The organism is Streptomyces sp. NPDC060064 (genome assembly GCF_042736455.1).
Lineage (GTDB): Bacteria > Actinomycetota > Actinomycetes > Streptomycetales > Streptomycetaceae > Streptomyces.
Genome location: NZ_JBHWWF010000007.1, coordinates 66,110 through 84,442, shown reverse-complemented (window position 1 = coordinate 84,442; position 18,333 = coordinate 66,110). Strand labels below are relative to the sequence as shown.

The 18,333-nt window shown below is 69.0% G+C and carries 18 protein-coding genes and 1 pseudogene; 8 read left to right on the top strand and 11 right to left on the bottom strand.

What is annotated here, in order from left to right; translation table 11 throughout:
- Positions 1-81 precede the first annotated feature (81 nt).
- The gene (locus ACFWDI_RS11425; protein WP_385303042.1) at positions 82-1,335 is read right to left on the bottom strand and encodes an AI-2E family transporter; all 1,254 of its coding nucleotides are present in this window, start codon (positions 1,333-1,335) and stop codon (positions 82-84) included.
- A gap of 338 nt (positions 1,336-1,673) precedes the next feature.
- Between ACFWDI_RS11425 and ACFWDI_RS11420 the strand changes: the two genes are divergently transcribed.
- Positions 1,674-2,204, top strand: a complete 531-nt coding sequence (locus tag ACFWDI_RS11420) for a hypothetical protein (protein ID WP_385303039.1) — start codon at positions 1,674-1,676, stop codon at positions 2,202-2,204.
- A gap of 137 nt (positions 2,205-2,341) precedes the next feature.
- Here ACFWDI_RS11420 and ACFWDI_RS11415 read toward each other — a convergent pair whose 3' ends face one another.
- The 3 genes from ACFWDI_RS11415 to ACFWDI_RS11405 all read right to left on the bottom strand — a co-directional run bounded on the left by ACFWDI_RS11415 (position 2,342) and on the right by ACFWDI_RS11405 (position 6,442).
- Entirely contained in the window at positions 2,342-3,394 is a 1,053-nt protein-coding gene (locus ACFWDI_RS11415) for a chitinase (RefSeq protein WP_385303037.1), read from the bottom strand.
- Positions 3,395-3,673: 279 nt separating this feature from the next.
- A complete protein-coding gene (locus ACFWDI_RS11410) occupies positions 3,674-5,038 on the bottom strand; it encodes a pyridoxal phosphate-dependent decarboxylase family protein (protein WP_385303035.1) in 1,365 nt (454 codons plus the stop codon).
- Between the two features lie 21 nt (positions 5,039-5,059).
- Positions 5,060-6,442 carry a glutamine synthetase family protein gene (locus ACFWDI_RS11405; protein WP_385303033.1) on the bottom strand — a complete coding sequence of 461 codons (1,383 nt, stop codon included), beginning with the start codon at positions 6,440-6,442 and terminating at the stop codon, positions 5,060-5,062.
- A 200-nt stretch (positions 6,443-6,642) separates the two neighbouring features.
- On the opposite strand from ACFWDI_RS11405, the gene ACFWDI_RS11400 reads away from it, so the two are divergent.
- The 4 genes from ACFWDI_RS11400 (at position 6,643) to ACFWDI_RS11385 (ending at position 10,904) form a co-directional block, all read left to right on the top strand.
- On the top strand, positions 6,643-7,449 hold the full coding sequence (locus ACFWDI_RS11400; protein WP_385303030.1) for an acetoacetate decarboxylase family protein: 807 nt from the start codon (positions 6,643-6,645) through the stop codon (positions 7,447-7,449).
- Between the two features lie 165 nt (positions 7,450-7,614).
- Positions 7,615-9,087, top strand: a complete 1,473-nt coding sequence (locus ACFWDI_RS11395) for an aldehyde dehydrogenase (protein ID WP_385303028.1) — start codon at positions 7,615-7,617, stop codon at positions 9,085-9,087.
- Positions 9,080-10,045 (top strand): 3,4-dihydroxyphenylacetate 2,3-dioxygenase, encoded by a 966-nt coding sequence (locus tag ACFWDI_RS11390; protein ID WP_385303027.1) that lies wholly within the window; start codon positions 9,080-9,082, stop codon positions 10,043-10,045. The genes ACFWDI_RS11395 and ACFWDI_RS11390 overlap by 8 nt, the downstream gene beginning before the upstream one ends.
- A 1-nt stretch (position 10,046) precedes the next feature.
- Positions 10,047-10,904: a fumarylacetoacetate hydrolase family protein gene (locus tag ACFWDI_RS11385; protein WP_385303025.1), complete on the top strand. Its 858-nt coding sequence runs from the start codon at positions 10,047-10,049 to the stop codon at positions 10,902-10,904.
- A 62-nt stretch (positions 10,905-10,966) separates the two neighbouring features.
- On the opposite strand, the gene ACFWDI_RS11380 is transcribed toward ACFWDI_RS11385, so the two are convergent.
- From ACFWDI_RS11380 to ACFWDI_RS11365, 4 genes and pseudogenes are all read right to left on the bottom strand, one after another.
- Positions 10,967-11,695 carry a gamma-glutamyl-gamma-aminobutyrate hydrolase family protein gene (locus tag ACFWDI_RS11380; RefSeq protein WP_385303023.1) on the bottom strand — a complete coding sequence of 243 codons (729 nt, stop codon included), beginning with the start codon at positions 11,693-11,695 and terminating at the stop codon, positions 10,967-10,969.
- A pseudogene (locus ACFWDI_RS11375) lies at positions 11,692-12,294 on the bottom strand (aldehyde dehydrogenase family protein); the annotation flags it as partial. The gene ACFWDI_RS11380 and the pseudogene ACFWDI_RS11375, both read right to left, overlap by 4 nt.
- Positions 12,287-12,415, bottom strand: coding sequence for a hypothetical protein (locus ACFWDI_RS11370; RefSeq protein ID WP_385303020.1), 129 nt, complete (start codon positions 12,413-12,415; stop codon positions 12,287-12,289). The pseudogene ACFWDI_RS11375 and the gene ACFWDI_RS11370, both read right to left, overlap by 8 nt.
- A gap of 197 nt (positions 12,416-12,612) precedes the next feature.
- The gene (locus tag ACFWDI_RS11365; RefSeq protein ID WP_327327707.1) at positions 12,613-13,185 is read right to left on the bottom strand and encodes a MarR family transcriptional regulator; all 573 of its coding nucleotides are present in this window, start codon (positions 13,183-13,185) and stop codon (positions 12,613-12,615) included.
- 298 nt (positions 13,186-13,483) lie between these two features.
- On the opposite strand from ACFWDI_RS11365, the gene ACFWDI_RS11360 reads away from it, so the two are divergent.
- Together ACFWDI_RS11360 and ACFWDI_RS11355 are read left to right on the top strand one after the other, a co-directional pair.
- The gene (locus ACFWDI_RS11360; RefSeq protein ID WP_385303018.1) at positions 13,484-14,278 is read left to right on the top strand and encodes an intradiol ring-cleavage dioxygenase; all 795 of its coding nucleotides are present in this window, start codon (positions 13,484-13,486) and stop codon (positions 14,276-14,278) included.
- A gap of 111 nt (positions 14,279-14,389) precedes the next feature.
- A complete protein-coding gene (locus ACFWDI_RS11355; RefSeq protein ID WP_385303016.1) occupies positions 14,390-14,617 on the top strand; it encodes a hypothetical protein in 228 nt (75 codons plus the stop codon).
- A 50-nt stretch (positions 14,618-14,667) separates the two neighbouring features.
- Here ACFWDI_RS11355 and ACFWDI_RS11350 read toward each other — a convergent pair whose 3' ends face one another.
- Positions 14,668-15,903 (bottom strand): YncE family protein, encoded by a 1,236-nt coding sequence (locus ACFWDI_RS11350; RefSeq protein ID WP_385303269.1) that lies wholly within the window; start codon positions 15,901-15,903, stop codon positions 14,668-14,670.
- A gap of 345 nt (positions 15,904-16,248) precedes the next feature.
- On the opposite strand from ACFWDI_RS11350, the gene ACFWDI_RS11345 reads away from it, so the two are divergent.
- Positions 16,249-16,908, top strand: coding sequence for a TetR/AcrR family transcriptional regulator (locus ACFWDI_RS11345; RefSeq protein WP_385303015.1), 660 nt, complete (start codon positions 16,249-16,251; stop codon positions 16,906-16,908).
- A 104-nt stretch (positions 16,909-17,012) separates the two neighbouring features.
- On the opposite strand, the gene ACFWDI_RS11340 is transcribed toward ACFWDI_RS11345, so the two are convergent.
- The gene (locus ACFWDI_RS11340; protein ID WP_385303013.1) at positions 17,013-17,690 is read right to left on the bottom strand and encodes a pyridoxamine 5'-phosphate oxidase family protein; all 678 of its coding nucleotides are present in this window, start codon (positions 17,688-17,690) and stop codon (positions 17,013-17,015) included.
- A 114-nt stretch (positions 17,691-17,804) separates the two neighbouring features.
- Entirely contained in the window at positions 17,805-18,275 is a 471-nt protein-coding gene (locus ACFWDI_RS11335) for a hypothetical protein (RefSeq protein WP_385303012.1), read from the bottom strand.
- Between the last annotated feature and the right edge of the window lie 58 nt (positions 18,276-18,333).

The window sequence follows — 18,333 nt, the reverse complement described above, 5'->3', positions numbered from 1 at the left end:
ACATTCGGGGGCCCTGTTGCCTCGCGGGTTGGTTTCCGGGGGGGGGCCCCCCGGGCCCCCCCCTGGCGGGGGGCCCCCGCCCTACGGACCCGTCCCTCCGCCGGGGGCCGGGTTCTGCAGCGGATCCGGTTCGCGCGCCCGGCGCAGTGCCTGATGGACCGACCAGAGGACGGACACCATCGGCACGGCCACCACGGCCCCCAGTACTCCGGCCGCCACGGCGCCGCCGATGACCGTGAGCGCGACCACCACCGGATGCAGCCGAACGGCCCAGCTCATCACGATCGGGTGCAGCAGATGGCCCTCGATCTGCCCGATGATCACGATGAGGGCGACGACCATGGCCGCGATGAGCGGGCCTTTGGCCGCCAGGGCCACCACGGCGGCGACCGCGAGGGCGATGGGTGAGCCGATCAGCGGAATGAAGGCGGCGAAGAACTCCAGCAGAGCCAGCGGGACCGCGAGCGGCACGCCGAGAGCGAAGAGGGCTACGCCGACCAGGATCGCGTTGGTCCCTGCCACCAGCACGATGCCGTGCGTGTACCCGGTGAAGGTCCGCCAGGCCGCGCTGCCCGCGATCGACACCCGGTCCCGTGCGGTCGGCGGAAGCTGGTCGCAGAACCAGCCCCACTGCCGGTCGCCGGAGTGGATGAAGAAGACCGAGGAGAACAGGGCCAGGGCGAACACGGTCAGGACTTCGACCAGCCGGCCGGCGCCGCTGAGTGCCGTACTGATGAGAGTGGCCCGGTGGCTGGAAAGGAACTGCCCGATCCGGGACTGGATGTCGGTCAGTGCCTTGGGGTCGAGCCGGAACGGCGGCTGCTGGAGCCAGCGCTGGATCCTGCCGAAGCCGGCCTGGAACTCCCGTACCAGCCCGGCCTGCTCGCTCGCCACCGCGTTGCCGACCAGCGCCAGGACCCCCAGGACGAGGACGATGCCGCCGATCAGGGAAACGGCGACGGCGAGCGGTCGTGGCACAACGCGCCCCAGGAGGTCGGCCACCGGCCGGAGCATCGCGGTGATGACCATGCCGAGGAAGACAGCCAGGGCGATCTCGTGGAACCGCCCCAGAGCCGAGAAGCAGGCGTACACGAGCGCGCCCACCACGAGGATCCGCCAGGCGTACGCGGCAGCCGTCCGCAGAGCGGGGGACACCCGCGGCTCGCCGCCGGGCCGGGAGCGGGCCAGCGGGCGTCGGCCGCCCGGTTTCCCGGCCGGAGGCGCGGTGATGCCGCGCAACGCCTGACGCGACGCCGTACGGATCCGGCGCCGGCGCCCGGCGGACGGCGCGCCGGGGTCCGGATTGCTGGACTGCGGATCCGATGGCCTGGACATCCACAAGCTCGTACCACCGAGGGCCCTTCGTGCCACGCCTCTGGCGCGATATTCGCCCGAAGGCACGCGGACCGTATGGCGTGGCTGGTGTGCCGCTCGGGTCTCAGCGGCGGTCCGAATGCCCCCGTGCCGGCCCGTCCGACCTCGAGTCGGCGTCGGGCGCTTGCGAGGGGGGTCTGGGCAGGCGACGCGGGTGAGCTCCTCGGGAAGCTTGGCCATCCGCTGCCGTGAGGACAGCAGGCCCACCCGGATCTCATGGATCTCCCGAGAACCGGGAACGGAACCGGCGTCGTATGCATCTGGACAGCGGGGAACAGTACGCGAACCGGGGGGTCTTGATGACGACTGGCCGAAGTGTGCGCCGCGCGGGGGCCACGACAGTGGTGGTCCTGCTCTGCGGGCTGTTGGTGTCGTGCGGACACGAGCGGCCGGGGCCGGGCGAAGTGGTGGCCGGCGATTCCGTTCAGGGGCAGTCGGGAGCGACCGAGGGGAGCACGGATGAGACGACCGACGAGTCCGGAGCGGAGCAGCCCGACCTGACGACCGAGGGCGACGGTGAGCCGGTTCTGACCTCCGAGGAGCAGATGGCGGGCTGGTACGACGCGAAGGCCGACTTCCGCGGCTATCTCGCCTCGAACAGCGTCAGGACCGACGACGTCCTGTCACCCATGGCCGGCAAGGTCATCATCCGCAAGGTGGGGGACAGGAACGAGGCGCAGATCGTGATGCAGGCGGGCTTCGGATCGGATGAGGACATGCAGCGATTGGCCGATGCGTTCGCCAAGTGGCGTCAGGACGTCTACGACGACACGGGCCGGGTGAGCGTCGTCGCCGGTGCCAAGATGGGTGGCGTCGAAAAGGACTGGTAGCCGTCGCCTGCCGCACAGCGCCGCCGACTCGCAGCCGGATGCGGCCCGGCGGCAGCGGCCCTCGAGGCGGCCGGGGCCGGCTGCGAGCTTGCTGAGGCCGCGCACCGGTGCCATGCGGCGCTCACCCGACGCCGACTTCAGCGGCCCTGGAGAGCCTTGACGTTGTTCCCGAACGTCCAGCCCTTCGACCCGTCCCAGTTGATGGACCAGGTCATGAGTCCCTTCAGGCCGTTGTTGTAGTTGTTCCAGGCCTGCGACACCAGGTTCGGCGACATATGGCCGCCCCCGGCGCCCGGTTGCGCCGGCAGCCCCGGAACCTGCTTGTCATAGGGAATCCTGATCGTGGTGCCCTGGACGACCAGCCCCCTGTTGAGGCAGTCCGTCTGCGCGGTGAACCCTTGGACCGTGCCGGCGGAGTACGAGTCGCCGGAGCACCCGTACATGCTGCCGTTGTAGTACTGCATGTTCAGCCACCAGAGTCGGCCGTTGTCCGCATACTTCTTCACAATCGGCAGGTACGCGCCCCAGATCGAGCCGTATGCCACGCTGCCTCCAGTGACGTAGGCCGTCTCGGGCGCCATCGTCAGGCCGAAGTTCGAGGGCATCCGGGCAAGCACGCCGTCGATGATGCGAACGAGGTTGGCCTGCGAGGCCGACAGTTGGTTGATGTTGCCGCTGCCGACGAGGCCCGTCTCGATGTCGATGTCGATGCCGTCGAAGTTGTACGCCTTCAGGATCGGCACCACGCTCGCGACGAAGCGGTCGGCGACGGCGCTGGAGCTGAGGTCGATACCGGCCGTCGCACCGCCGATGGACATCAGGATCGTGAGACCGGCTGCCTTGGCCTGGCACATCTCGGCCGGGGTCGCTACCTTCACCGTCGCGTCCATCCCGTCCTCCCACAGGACAGTGCCGTCCGAACGAATCACCGGGAAGGCCGCATTGACCACGTTGTAGCCGTGATCACGGATGCGGGTGTCAGTGATCGGAGTCCATCCGAACGGCGGGTGAACGCCGTTTGCCGCGCCGTCCCAGTTCTCCCAGTACCCCTGGAGCACCTTGCCCGAGGGCTTCGATTTGACCGCACATGTGGCAGCCTTCGGTGAACTCGGCGCCGCGGCGACCAGTACCTGCACGAGGCAAGCCATCGCCAGGCCGACCCCCAGCAGACGTAACCTCCGACCGGTCATGCCGTGCTCCCTTCTCGCCGCTTCTGGCCGCCACCGCATCGACGAAGTCGTCCATGACGGCCTGGCTCCGGGTGAGTTGGTGAACCACGGTGGTGATGGGGGCGCGCGACCGGGACAGGCCTGGAGGATCGCGTGAGGTGATGTCACCACACGGTAAAATGGTCCAGACCTACCGTCAATAGGTCAGGACCAACCCGAGGCGCCAGTGCCGTTGCACCGGTTACCGCCGCCGAGGAGGTCGGTCGTACGGCGGCGTCGGACGCAGCACGTCGGCGGCGTCTAGGACTGTCGCGCGAGCTGCTCCAGCCGGGCGTGCAACTGCTGCACATGGTCCTCGGATTCCGGCTTCATCAGCACGCTGCGCAGGATGCGCGCCCCGTCCGCGTCCATGGTCACCTTGGGGTGGCGTGCCGCGAAGGCGCGGGCATCTGCCCGCAGAGTGCTGAGGAAGACCGGGTCCTGCTCGGTCATGCCCTGCTGGAGCACGCGTTCCGAGGCCGTGTCGATGGCGGAGAGGGCGGCGGGGTCGGTCGCGGGGAAGTAGGACACGATGTCGAGCTCGGGGGACTGGTACAGCTCCAGGGCGTCCGAAGCCTCTATCAGTTCCGACCAGCGCAGGGCGGCGCGGCGGCCGGCGGCGAGGACGTTGCCCAGGCCCTCGGTCGTGGGCGGCAGCAGCTGGAAGGTGAGCCAGAGGGCCGCGGCCGAGGCGCCGGCGCGGGAGCACTCCAGGCTGATCTCGCCGAGATGCAGTTCCGTGGAGGTGAAGTACGTGTACGGCGAGTCGTGCAGATAGAAGCGCCCCACCTCGGGGTCGGCGAAGATGACCGCGCCGCAGCCGTACGGCTGGAGCCCGTGCTTGTGCGGGTCGACCACCACCGAGTCGCAGCGGGCGATGGCGCGCCACGGGGCATCGGGCAGTCCGGCCGTTCCCTCGGCGCCTGCGAGCAGCGTGAAGAAGCCTCCGTAGGCGGCATCGACATGGATGCGTACCCCGTACTTCTCCCGCAGGGCGAGCGCCTGATGGACGGGGTCGATCGCGCCGAGGCCGGTGGTGCCCGTGGTGAGTACGACCGTGCCGACGCGGCCCGTGCGCAGCAGCTCTTCGAGGGCGTCCAGATCCATTCGGCCACGGTCGTCCGTGGGCACGGCGTACCCCTCGACACCCAGGACGCCGCACATCCGGCCATGGGTGTAGTGGGCCTCCGCGCTGTAGGCGACGCCCTGGTCGGGATGTAGTTCGCGGGCGACGAAGAGTGCCTCCAGGTTGGCGACGGTCCCGCTGGTGGTGAGATGGCCGAGATGTGTGCCGAAGCCGAACATCTTGGCCAGCTGCTGGACCACCTCGCGTTCCATCTTTGCTGTGGCCGGACCGCCGTCCAGCGCGTGGTTGTTGGGGTTGATCAGCATGGCCGTGACATAGCCGACCACGGCGGCCGGGTGCGGGGGCTTGAGCATCTGCCCGGCGTAGTGCGGGTGGAAGAAGGGATAGTTGTCCTTCAGTCGCTCGGTGAACTCCCCGAAAACTTCGGCGAATCGATCGTCCTCGACGGCGAGTGACGGGTGCGTCGTGTACGAGCCGAAGCCTGCCGACCACTCCTGGTTGGCTCGTGCCGCTTCGCGGAGCCAGTGCTGCAGGTCCATGTGTTTCCCTTCATGCAGTGGTCAGAGCATGCGTGCGTACTCGCGGAACTCCCAGTCGGTGACCGCGCGTTCGAAACGGGCGCGTTCCTGGCGCTTCAGGGCGATGAAGACCTCGACAAAGCGGGGCCCGAGTGCTTCGCCGAGGAGCTTGTCCTCCTCCAGGGCGGTGAGAGCACTGCCGAACGAGGACGGCAGCGGCGGTACACCCTCGGTGCGCGGTTTCTCCGTGAGGGACGGGGGCGGAACCAGTTCGCGATCGATTCCGTCCAGTCCCGCTGCGAGCAGGGCCGCGATGACGAGGTAGGAGTTTGCGGCGCCGTCAGCGACGCGAACCTCGAGCCGGGTGCCGGGGCCACGCTCGGGCGGGATCCGTACGTAAGCGGTCCTGTTGTCGTAGCCCCAGTTGGCGGTGGTGGGCGCGAGAGAGTCGGGCGAGGCAAGCCGCTTGTAGGCGTTGACGGTGGGGTTGAGCAGGGCGGTGAGCGCCGGTGCGTGCTCAAGCACGCCCGCGAGGAAGGACTGTCCGAGGATGCTGAGACCGCCCTCGCCCGACGGATCGGCGAAGAGATTCCCGCCATCGTCGTCCACGAGCGACACATGGACGTGGTGTCCGCTGCCCGCCTTGTCGGCGAAGGGCTTGCCCATGAAGGTGGCCCGCAGACCGCGTGCCGCCGCGATCTCTTTCACGGCGTACTTGAAGAGGAAAGCCCGGTCCGCGGCCTCGAGCGCCGGTCCGTGCGTGTGGTTGATCTCGAACTGGCCGCCGCTGAACTCCTGGTTGCCGGTCTGGACGCGCAGCCCGAGCGCATGGCATTCGCGGATCAGCAGCGGGAGCAGGGAGTCGGGGTCGTACGCAGCTCCGACCACGTATCCGGCGCTGTCGTGCTCGGAGTACTGCCGCCAGCCGTGCGGCGCTTCCGGATCCGGGGCCAGCAGATAGAACTCCAGCTCGGGCGCGGCGACGGCGTTCAGGCCGCGGCGGGCGAGCCGGTCGACCTGGGTGCGCAGCAGCCCGCGCGGGTCAAGATGCAACGGGGCGTGGTTCTCCGACGAGTCCGTGACGTCGGCGAGCAGGAACGCGGTTGCGGGCGCGTAGCCGGGGATCGCGAGCGTGGTCGGGTCGATCCGGGCATGGGCGTCGGGCCAGCCGCTTCCCGAGCTCTCGGACAGGGCCAGCGGGTTTCCGCCGAGGTCGGTGACCATGACGGCCTGGCAGAAGGACAGGCCGGGCCCGGCAAACCGCGACAACTCGCTGACGTGCACTTCTTTGCCCCGGGCGACTCCGTGCAGATCGCTCCACAGCACCCGGACGAGATCGATGCCCTGGGCGGAGAGCTCGTCCGCGAGAGCGGCGAGTTCCTCCGGTGTGGCGCCCGGATGTGTGGGGGAGGGGTGGGTGGACACTGTGTGCCCCTTCCGGTCGTCCCGCGTTCCGTTTGGGGTCAAACGTATTCTGTGGGGCCCTCCCTGGCAAGCCTCCCGCGCGGACCGTTCCGGCGGAAGTGCATCGGGTGATGGGCGGGGTTGACGGAGGGTGCGGTGAGACTGTTATTTGGATCCAAACGAATTCAATGTCTGGCTGCCCCACCCATCGAGGAGACATCGTGTCGCTGACGCGCGGTTACTTCCACCCCAAGACGGCGACGGGCAACTCATCACTCATTCCCTCGCCCCCATGGCACTACTCCGGGGACCTCCTCACCGTCGAGTACCGCACCGATCCCGCCCGGGTGCGCGAACTGCTCCCCGAACCGCTGGAGCTCGCCGACGAGGACCCGGGTGCGGTCGCCCTCATCTGGGCCGACTGGCAGTCCTGTTCCGGCTCCCGCGAGGAACTGCTCGACCCGGTGCGCTCCCAGTACAAGGAGGCCTTCGCGGTGGTCCGCTGCTCCTACCGGGGGAGAACGTACTCCCGCTGCGTCTACATCTGGGTCGACAAGGACTTCGCGATCGCCCGCGGGCTGCACCAGGGCTACCCGAAGAAGCTCGGCTCGATCCATCAGACCCGTCCGCATCCGTACGGGCCCGCCCCGCGGATCGAGGCCGGCGCCCGCTTCGGGGCGACGCTCGCCGCCGCCGACCGGCGCCTCGCGCAGGCCGTGGTGACGCTGCGGGAGGAGTCGGAGACGAACGGGTTCGTCAACGGACACCCCATGGCCCACCACCGCTGGCTCCCCTCCGTCGAGAAGGGCAAGGGGCTCGCGCTGGACGAGCTCATCGAGACCGGCGCCGCGTCCTTCGAGGCAGGGCAGGCATGGCGGGGCGAGGCCGAGCTCGAGCTGTTCGAGGCGCCGACGGAGGAACTGGCGCGGCTGGAGGTACGGGAGCCGATCGCGGCGTACTACCGGCAGGTGGGGGCGGTCTGGGACGGCGGGCATGTGCTGGAGTCCGGCACGTCCCGGGCCGAGTAGGCGCCTGCGGCAAGCTCTCCCGCCCCTCTTTTGCCGCGCAGGACGGGCTCCGCCCCGGACCCCGCGCCTCAAACACCGGCGAGGCTCCTCTTCCAGCGGCGCCCGCACTCCTCATCGCAACCTGTGCAGCACCTGCAGCCCCTGGAGCACCTGGAGCACCTGGACATGACCGGACACATCACCACCGTCGCCGGCGTCGCCGTCGACACCCGGCACTGGATCGGCGGCGAGCGCGTTGCCTCCGCCGAGACCTTCACCGACGTCTCGCCCATCGACGGCGGCACGCTCGGTGAGATCGCCCGCGGCACGGCGACGGAGGCCGAGGCGGCCGTCGCCGCCGCCAAGGGCGCCTTCCCCGCCTGGGCCGGCACCCCGCAAGCCGAACGCGCCCGCATCCTGCACGCCATCGCCGACGGCGTCGAGAGACGCATCGAGGACCTGGCGATCGTCGAAACGCATGACAACGGCGCCCTGTTGCGCTCCCACCGCCGCGGCGTCATGCCGCGCGTCGCGCACAACTTCCGCTTCTTCGCGGACTGGCTGCTGCGGCTCGGCCACGAGGACTTCGACACACGCGGTCACACCAACCACGTCTCCTGGGACCCGGCCGGCCCCTGCGTCCTGATCACGCCGTGGAACGCGCCGCTGATGCTCGCGACCTGGAAGATCGCCCCGGCTCTCGCCGCCGGGAACACGGTGATCCTCAAGCCCGCCGAGTGGTCCCCGCTCACCGCATCCCTGCTCGCGGACATCGCAGCCGAGGCGGGACTCCCGGCCGGCGTCCTCAACATCCTCCAGGGGTACGGCTCCGAGGCCGGCAGCGCTCTTGTCTCGCACCCGGACGTGCGGCGCGTCAGCTTCACCGGTTCGGTGCCCACGGCTCGTACGATTGCCGCCGCGACCGCCGTCAACCTGACACCCGCCAGCTTCGAACTGGGCGGCAAATCACCCCTGTTGGTCTTCGCGGACGCGGACCTCGACCTCGCCGTCGACCTGGCCGTGGAGCAGTACGACAACGCCGGACAGGTGTGCCTGGCCGCCACCCGCATCCTCGTCGAGGACTCGATCGCCGATGAGTTCACCCGGCGCTTCGTGGCCAAAGCCGAACAGCTCCGGCAGGGCGACCCACGCGCCGAGGCCACCGGCATCGGCCCCAACATCCACTTGCGCCAGCTGGAGAAGATCGACGGCTTTGTGCAGCGGGCGCTCGCGGCCGGCGCACGCGCCGTCATCGGCGGCGGCCCCAACACCGAGCTGGGCGGCCTCTACTACCGGCCGACGCTGCTGGCAGACGTGGCGCAGGACAGCGAGATCGTCCAGGAGGAGGTCTTCGGCCCTGTCCTGACTCTGCAGACCTTCGGCACCGAGGACGAAGCGGTCGCCCTCGCCAACGACACCCGCTTCGGCCTCGCCGCCACCGTCGTCACCGGCGACCGCGGGCGCGCCGAGCGCGTCACCGCACAGCTCGTCGCGGGCACGGTCTGGGTCAACTGCTTCTTCGTACGAGACCTGCAGGCGCCGTTCGGCGGCTCCCGCCACTCCGGTATCGGCCGTGAGGGCGGCACGTGGAGCTTCGACTTCTACTGCGACATCAAGAACAGCGTGACGGCACCGAAGGGATGGCAGGACCATGGGTGAGATCGTCGGTGCGGGACTGCTTTCGCACGTCCCCACCATCGTGCTCTCGCAGGAGGACCGGTTCGAGCTGAACGACGGCAAGGAGATCACCCTTGTCACCGGCCTTCAGCAGCTGCGCCGGGACGTCTTCGAGACCGCCGACTACGACACCGTCGTCGTCCTGGACTCGCACTGGGCAACCACCGTCGAGTTCGTCATCACCGCCCAGGACCGCCGCGCCGGCCTGTTCACCTCCGAAGAGCTGCCGCGCGGGATGCGCCGTATGCCGTACGACTTCCCGGGCGACCCCGAACTCGCCCACAACGTCGCGCAGTTCGCCGAGAAGCACGGCACCTGGATCACCGCCATCGACGACGTCTATCTGCCGATCTACTACGCCACCATCAACCTGTGGAAGTACCTGGGCGAAGGCCTGCCCGACAAGCGCTGGGTCACCATAGGCGTCTGCCAGACCGGCGATATGCAGGACCACCTGCGGCTCGGCCGCGCCCTCGCCGACGGCATCGCCGCGACCCCCGGCCGTAAGGTGCTGCTGATCGCCTCCGGCGCCCTGTCGCACACCTTCTGGCCGCTGCGGGAGCTGCGCGACCACGAGCCCAGCGACCCCTCCCACGTCTTCAGCGCCGGGGCCCGGGAGGCCGACTACGAGCGCATTGCCTGGTTCAAGGAAGGCCGCCACGCCAAGGTCCTTGAGACCATGCCGGAGTTCTGGAAGCACAGGCCCGAGGCGAAGTTCTTCCACTATCTGATGATGGCGGGCGCCCTCGGTGGGAGTGAGTGCATCGCCCCGGCCCGGCAGTACGGGGAGTACGAGAACGCCATCGGCACCGGCCAGGCGCATCTGTGGTTCGACCGCCCGGCCGACGGCTGGACCGGGACCGGCACCCCCAACGCCGCACCCGGCCTGCGCCACGACCCGCACCACCACCGCGACCCGCACGCCGACCAGGAGAGCTGACATGGCTGAGACGTCCGAGTACCGCCGCATCCTCCTCGACGGCGCCGTCGTTGAGACCGTCCGTGACGGCGACGAGTTGGTCGCCGGCGACGGCCGCCGGGTCAAGGCCGACGAGGCTCAGCATCTGCCGCCGGTCGTCCCGTCCAAGATCGTCGCGGTCCATCTCAACCACCGCAGCCGGGTCGACGAGTTCCGGATCGGCCTCCCGGACACACCGACGTACTTCCACAAGCCGACGTCGTCGCTCAACGCCCACCAGGGCGCAGTCGTACGCCCCGAGGGCTGCAAGTGGCTCAACTACGAGGGCGAGGTCGCCATCGTCATCGGCCGGACCTGCCGCAACATCGCGCCGGACCGGGCGGGGGAGTACATCGCGGGCTACACCGTCGCCAACGACTACGGCCTGCACGATTTCCGCGACACCGACGCCGGCTCCATGCTGCGCGTCAAGGGCTCCGACACCCTCTGTCCGCTCGGCCCCGGCCTGGTCACCGACTGGGACTTCCACGGCAAGCGGTTGCGTACATACGTCAACGGCGACGTCGTCCAGGACGGTTCGACCGACGAGATGAAGTGGGACATGCACTATCTCGTCGCCGACATCGCCCGCACGATCACCCTGTTCCCCGGCGACGTTCTGCTGTCCGGCACGCCGGCAAACTCGCGGCCCGTCAAGCCCGGCGATGTCGTCGAGGTGGAGGTCGAAGGCCTCGGCCGGCTCACCAACCACATCGTCAGCGGCCCGACCGAGATCCGCGCGGACGTCGGCGCGCAGCCCACCGAGTCGGAGGAGGTGCTCTCCACCGCGCTCGGCGGTGACTGGGAGTTCCGCGCCATCAGGCCACCCAGGCGGGGCTGAGCCGCTGAGCAAGAGGTGTGGGGCCGGATCATCAGGGATCCGGCCCCACATCTTTTACTTTTTCACAGAAAGTCGCCGGCAGCCCGCACCAGCGCGTCAAAGAGCCGCTGCTGGACGGGATCCTCGCGTGCGGTGTCCTCGGGATGCCACTGCACAGCCGCGAACCAGCCCTGTGTTCCGGTGAGTTCCAGGGCCTCGGGCGTGCCGTCGGCGGCCGTGGCAGTGATGTGCAGCCCCTCACCGAGTCGGTCGACCCGCTGGTGGTGATAGCAGGAGGCCTCGGTCTTCTCGACACCGGTGATCTGCGCGATCCGCGAACCGGGCCGCAGCGCTACGGGGTGCACCACATGGCGGTGCTCGCGCTCGCGACCGCCCATGTCCTGGTGCAGAGTGCCGCCGAGCACGGTGTTGACGACCTGGAGCCCCCGGCAGACGGCGAGCAGCGGCAGAGCAGTACGCAGCGCCTGACGGGCGACCTCGAGGTCGAAGCCGTCCTGCTCGTCGTCCACGTCGTACACGCTGTCGTGCCGGCCCGGGTCTCCGTAGCGGTGCGGGGCGAGGTCGCCTCCGCCGGGCAGCAGGACGCCGTCGAACCGGGCCAGTCGGGCCGCGACCCCGGCCGGATCGGCGATGCCTCCGGGGGCGTACGGATGGATGGTCACGGGCTCCCCGCCCGCCCGCCACACCGCCTCGACGAGGGCACGGGCGTTGACCTCGGCGGCGTACCGCAGCGCGGACGTGGAGGCGGCGAAGCGGGCGGGGACCGCGATCAGGGGTCTTGGGGCTGTCACAGCCGGATCCAGGTCGTTTTGAGCTCGGTGTACTTCTCGAGGGCGTGGGCGGATTTGTCGCGGCCGTTGCCGGACTGCTTCATCCCGCCGAAGGGAACGGTCAGATCACCCTCCTCGTAGCAGTTGACCCAGTCGGTGCCGGCCCTGAGGGCGCGCGAGACCCGGTGGGCGGTGGTGAGGTCGCTGGTCCAGAGGCCTGCTGCGAGGCCGTAGTCGGTGGCGTTGGCGAGCGCGACGGCCTCGTCGATGTCGTCGAACGTGAGCACCGACAGGACGGGACCGAAGATCTCGTCGCGGGCGAGCCGCATTGTGGGTTGCACCAGGTCGAAGACCGTTGGCTCCAGATAGCTGCCACCGGTCGCCGCGAGGGTGCGGGCCCCTCCGGTGCGCAGCCGTGCACCCTCGACGACGCCGGCGCCGATGTGGTCCATGACGCGGCCCAGGTGGCCCTCGCCGACCAGGGCGCCCATCTCGGTGCCGGGGTCCAGCGGGTCGCCCACGCGCAGAGCCTCCGCACGTTCGACGACGGCGTCGGTGATCTGCTCCGCGATGGAGGAGTGCACCAGCAGCCGGGACGGCGCGGTGCACGTCTCACCCCGACACGGCCGGGAAGGTCGAGCCGCCTCCGGGCTCGTCGACGCCGTCGATGTGGTGCTGCGCGGGCAGCTCCATTTCCTTGGCCCGGCGCAGAAGTTCGTCAGGGGTGAGGCTCAGCATCATCCCTACTCCTCTCATCCGTTTGAGTTCAAACGATATGGACCTGGGCCTGCGCCGACAAGGGGCCGACCGCACTTGGGGCCGGAGGGGCGGTGAGGTTGGAGGGGCGGTGAGGCCGGGGGACGGTGAGGCCGGGGGGTCGTGAGACTGCGGGACGTTGTGGCCTGGGGGCGTGCGTGCTCAGGCCCGGGGGTGTGCGCTCACGCCTTCGGGCGCCGCCCACTGCGCCGCCGTACCGGGGGAGCCCCGTCGAGCAGCTGCATCCGCCGCTCCTCGCCGTGTGCCTCGATCTGCACGACGACGCGGCGCAGCGCGTCCGCCGTCTGCAGGCACTCCTCGTCGCTGAGCTGCTCGGCGACAAAGGCCTCCTCGGCGTTGAACTCCGGGAAGAGGCTGTGCATCTGCGCCTCGCCCTTGTCGGTGAGGGCCAGCAGCACCCGCCTGCCGTCGGTGGGGTGTTCGGTGCGCCTGACCAGTCCCCGCGACTCGAGGGTGCGCGCGACGCCCGTCAGCGTTCCCTTTGAAATCCCCGCTTCCTCGGCCACCTGGCGGGTCTCCATCTCGCCCCAGATCCATACGACCCACAGCACGACGAAGCCGGTCCAGGTCAGGTCGGAGCCGCGCAGCACGGAGTTCTCCACATGCTGGCGCACCGCCGCGGCCGCGCGGTGGATGTTGCCCACCATGGCCATCTGCTCGTGCCGGATCGGCGTGTCGCCCAGCTTGGCCCGGACCATCCGCTCGGTCTCAGTGATGGATCGCTGACCAGGCACGAACCCTCCTCCGAATGATCGCGGCTGTTCGGATTCGAATTATAGGTGGGCGCCGACCGGGCACCCCTTTCTGCGGGTCAGTCCCTGCTTCAAGGCCGAGCAGCCCAACGCCGAATGGTGATCCCCGACAGACGGCAACGTCCATGTGGTCTGGACGACTGGCACACCGCCGGGCAGGCTCGCCCGCACAGCGTCCGCACTCAACCGCTACGTCGGCGGCGGGCCCGTACCGCAGAAATCGTTTGTGGCCAAAAGACGTACTTGTCATGCACACGGCATGCGCCTACCTTTTCGGTCCATGAGTGAATCCCCCCACCCCCAGAGCGAGCCGTCCAACGGCTGCGAGAACGCATCCCGTCGCGCAGTTCTCACCGGACTCGGCGCTACCGCACTGTCACTGGCCGCCGCAGGACTCGCGGCCCCCGAAGGGCTCGGGACGAGCCCGCAAAGTGAACAGGCACCGGCGGCCGCCAAGCTCGAAGCCGCGTGCGTACTGACTCCAGAACAGACAGAAGGCCCCTACTACCTGGACCTTGAGACGGTCCGCAAGAACGTCACCGAAGGTAAACCCGGAGTGCCGCTGACCCTGCGCACCACGGTGATCGACACCAGAACCTGCGCCCCGCTCACGGATGTCGCCGTCGACATATGGCAGTGCGACGCGCGGGGGATCTACTCCGGCTACGTCGCCGGGGGCTCGACCCCGGACACCACCTTCCTGCGCGGTGTTCAGCTCACCAATTCCAGTGGTGTCGCCGAGTTCACCACCATCTACCCCGGCTGGTACGTCGGCCGCGCCCTGCACATCCACCTCAAGACGCATGTCGGCGGCACCGTCTCCGGCGGCACGTACGAGGGCGGCCACGTCTCCCACACCGGCCAGCTGTACTTCCCCGAGAACTACAACACCCAGGTCGCCGCCCTCACCCCGTACCGGACCAACACCGCCCGCCGCACGCTCAACGCCCAGGACGGCATCTACCGCAACGGTGGGTCGTCGACGCTGCTCACCATCACCCTGGTCGGCAGCACGCTCAGCCAGGGTGTCATCGGCACTGTGGTGCTCGGCATCGACCCCACCGCAACTCCCTGACGAGATCGGTGACCTGATCGGGTTCGTAACGGCGCAGCCGCCGGCCGACGGCTGCGCCGTCCCATTGGCTCACTCGCAGTCCACCCGGTACACCCGGGCCATCCGGAGTGGGTGGGCGGCGCATCCAGTCGGCTGAGCCTGGGAAGCCTCTCGATACCCGGGACGCATGACACGCTCGCCGTCCACGGCGGCTGGCTGGCACCCTCGGCGCACGAGGCACAGGAGAACCACAGCGACGTGTATCAGAACGCGAACTTCGACGATGTGCTGACCAGGCGCATTCCAATTGAAACCGTCACGGCCACCCCGGAGGGCGCACAACCGGAGCAGGCCAACTGACCACGTTCCGCCTGGACGGCAGACGCGGACCAGCTCGTCGGCGCTGACGATCAGCCCGTGGAAGGGCTGGCCCAGTCGGCTGCCACATGGGCGATGCGTACACGCTGCGGGTGGTCGCCGACCGCTACGGACGCGACCTTCTTGCCGGTGGCGAAGTCGATCGCGGTGACGCGGTCGGCGCCGCTCTCGGAGATGACGCAGGATGCACCGTCGCCGCTCACGGTCGCCCAGTACGGCTTAGAGGCCGGCACCAGCGGCCCCTCCTGGAGCGAGGCCCGGTCGACGATCGTCGCGTAGTCGTCCATGGTCCCGGCGATGCACAGCTTGTCGCCCGCGGAGTTCATCGACATACCGTGGTGGCGGGAGTCGTTGACCCATGTGGTGCGGTCTTCGCTGGTCGTGGGGTTTTTCGGCAGCGTCTTCGCCCGGGTGATCCGGTCGGATGCGACGTCGTACTCGAGGAAGCCGTTGAAGAAGGAGACCTGGAAGTAGAGCTTGGACTGGTCCGGTGTGAAGGCGACGGGGCGGACCGCGTCGGACAGGTCCTTGCGGCCGAAGGCGTCGAGTCGCGAGCGCATGTCGATGACCTTCACCTCTTTGAAAGTGGTGGCATCGACGACGGTGATGCGGCGGTCGCCCTTCGTCCAGTCCATTACGGGGTCGTCGAGGGCGGTGTTGACCTCGCCGATCGACATGTTCCACAGGTACTTGCCGCCGTCGGTGAAGATGTTCTCGTGCGGTTTGTCGCCGGTCTTGAACGACCCGAGCTGCTTGCCGGTCCGGATGTCGAGCACATGGACGGTATTGGAGGTCGAGGCCGAGACGGCGACGCGTGTGCCGTCGGGGGACACCGCCATGTGGTCGGAGCGGTATCCGGAGACGGGGAAGCGCCAGTTGATCCGGCCGGTGGCCAGATCGATCGACACGACGTCGGCGAAGCTCGGTCGGGAGACGACCATCGCTGAGCCGTCCGGTGTGGAGTACATGTCGTCGACGAACTGGTCGTGTCCCTCGCCGGGGCCGTTGCGGATGCCGAGGAAGTAGATGAGCTTGACCGGGTTGAGGTAGATCTCCGCGAGCCGCTGGTCCTTGTCCGGTATGACGTTGATGCGGCCGATCCTGGCGAAGTCGCCGTGGGACGCGATGACGTCGGCGGTGCCGTCCCAGTTGTTGCCCACGAACATCACCTCCTTGAGGTCGGCGGCGCCGACATGTGCGGCGGTGCCGGGCGTTGCTCGAGGGGCGGTCGGCGCGGCGGCCGCTGTCGCGGAGCCTGCGACGGCCATGGTGAAGGCCGCGGCGAGAGCGCTGAGCGAGCGCAGGGACGGGGAGCGCTGGAGGACACGTATGGAGACGATCCGCTGTGAACGCCGCCTTGTGGGCAGAGACATCGTCGTTCCTTCCGTGGGGGGCGAGTTGGACCTCGTGGTGCGGAAGTGGTGCTTGCGGTGCCGGACGTCGCAGTGGAGCGAGGTGGGTTGAGCTTCGACCGCGGCTTGAGCGGACAGCTGGGCCCCGCCCAATCTGAATACGCGACCATTCAGATTGGGCTACTGGAAAGTAACGAGGGGCGGGACACTCCACAAGGCTCACGACACGAGAAAATGGTGCCGACCGACGAGGGAGGGTCAGTGGCGGGCAGGCTCAGACAACCGACTGGCCGTTACGCGGGCAGGTCCGCTGAGGAACGGCAGGCCGAGCGGCGTCAGCGGTTCCTCGCTGCCGGACTCCAGCTCTTCGGCGACAGCCCCGGCTACCGTGCCACGACCGTGGCCGCTTTGAGCGAGGCCGCGGGACTGTCCACGCGTCAGTTCTACGAAGAGTTCCGCACCCTCGAAGACGTGCTCGCCGCTCTGCACCTGCAGGTCAACGACTGGGCGGAGGAGGCCGCCCTGGCCGCGCTCGCAGATGTCGACGGTCTTCCGATCGCGGAGCGGGCCGCGGCGGCCTTCCGCGCCTACGCCGCCAACGTCACCGGCGACCCACGCCGTATCCGGATCACTTTCGTCGAGATCATCGGTGTCAGTCCGCGGCTGGAGGAGCAGCGTCTTGCCCGGCGCTCCCGCTGGGTGGATCTCATCTGCGCGGAAGCTGCGGCGGCGGTCGAGCGCGGTGAGGCCGCGCCGCGTGACTACCGGGTCCCCGCGGCGGCCTTCATCGGAAGTGTGAACGGTCTCCTGCACGACTGGAGGGCCGGCTGGGTGGACGCGACGCTCGACCAGGTCGTCGACGAGCTGGTGCTGTTGCTGCTGGGCATCGTCCGTCCAGCCGGCCAGTGGCCCGGCGCATAGCGTGCCCTCGGGGCAACAAAGGTGCCTGACCGGTGAGTCGCCGGCCGGCGCGACTGCGAAGACGTGGCGAAAACGTTCTGCAAGAGGGTCCGGCTCGTCCTCCGTCAGTGCCGTAGCCACAGGCGACGGAGCCGCCGGGATCCCGCAGTGCTCTCGCCGGAGTCGGCTCCGGACGCCGCGGGGTAAGCGGGCTCGCGTTCGGTGAAGTACTCGGCATCCTTGGGGCGATGCGTTTCCGAGGCGCGCGGCCGTGGAGCGGGTTCCAGGTGGGGGATGTGTTTGGAGCAGTGGACATACGCCTCCTCGACCGTCATGTGTATCCACATCTGCGGCTGTCGGCCGGGTGCTGTGTCCCTCGGGAGGCGGGGGTACTCGGCTCGTTGCTCCTGCTCGGTGCGCAGCTCGGCCGACCCGTTGACGTGCAGGCCTATGTGGTGTCGGGTGAAGTCGATGAAGAGCAGACCGAGATGAGGGTTCTCGGTGATGTTTCCGACGCTGGCCAGTACGCCGTTGCCGCGGTATTCGGGGTAGGTCAATGTGCGGTCGTCAAGCGCGATGACGAACCCGGGCGGCCCGGCGCGGAAGGTGGAGTCACAGGCGCCGCCAGCGTCGGCTGTGGACAGGAACACCATGGTCTGACTGGCTATGAACTCCCGCATGGGGGGCGTGAGGACGTCATGCAGCTGCCGGTCGTAGAAGTCGGCTGCGCGGTCGGCGGTGCCGAACTGCTTCTGCACCCTTCGCTCGCCGGGGGAGCCGATGGTCTCGTCGTGTGGGGTCACGGCTGGTGGGTCTCCTCCTGAGAGCGAGCAAGGTCCAACTGCCAGGACAGGACGAGGACATCCCGGGGTGTCACAGTGCATCCGCGTCCGTGGCGGTCCGCGCCGCAGTATGACTCATGGGCACCGCGGCCATCCGGGGTGGCTACTGAGGCAGGCTTCATACTGGTCCGCGGTGCCGAGCTCGTCCAGCACCTGGGGCAACGGAGCGCTGCCGACCAACGATGTGCGGATCGCAAACAGCGAAAGGTCGTTCGACCGGCCGCGTCCGACCAGGGTCAGTGCCTCCTGTTTCCGCTCGGTGACGGCCGCGACCGGCCGCCGGGAGCGCTCCGCGGCGGGAACGGGGCGTTGAACGAAGCCCGCGATCAGACGGCGCATGACACCGGGCGCGATCAGCGCGTCACCGGCGGCGACCACGCGGATCGCCGCGAGGATGTCGTTCAGTGTCATGTCCTTGACCGTGAATCCGCTCGCGCCGGCGCGGAGCGCGCCGTAGACGTGCTCGGCCTCGTCGAAGGTGGCCAGGACCAGGACGCGGGTCGTCGCCGGACCGGCGGTGAGGCTGGTCGTCGGCGAGCACGACACGAACGGTCATCCGGCCTCCGTCGGCGCCGCAACCTGCGCGGAATCATCACGGTTTGGC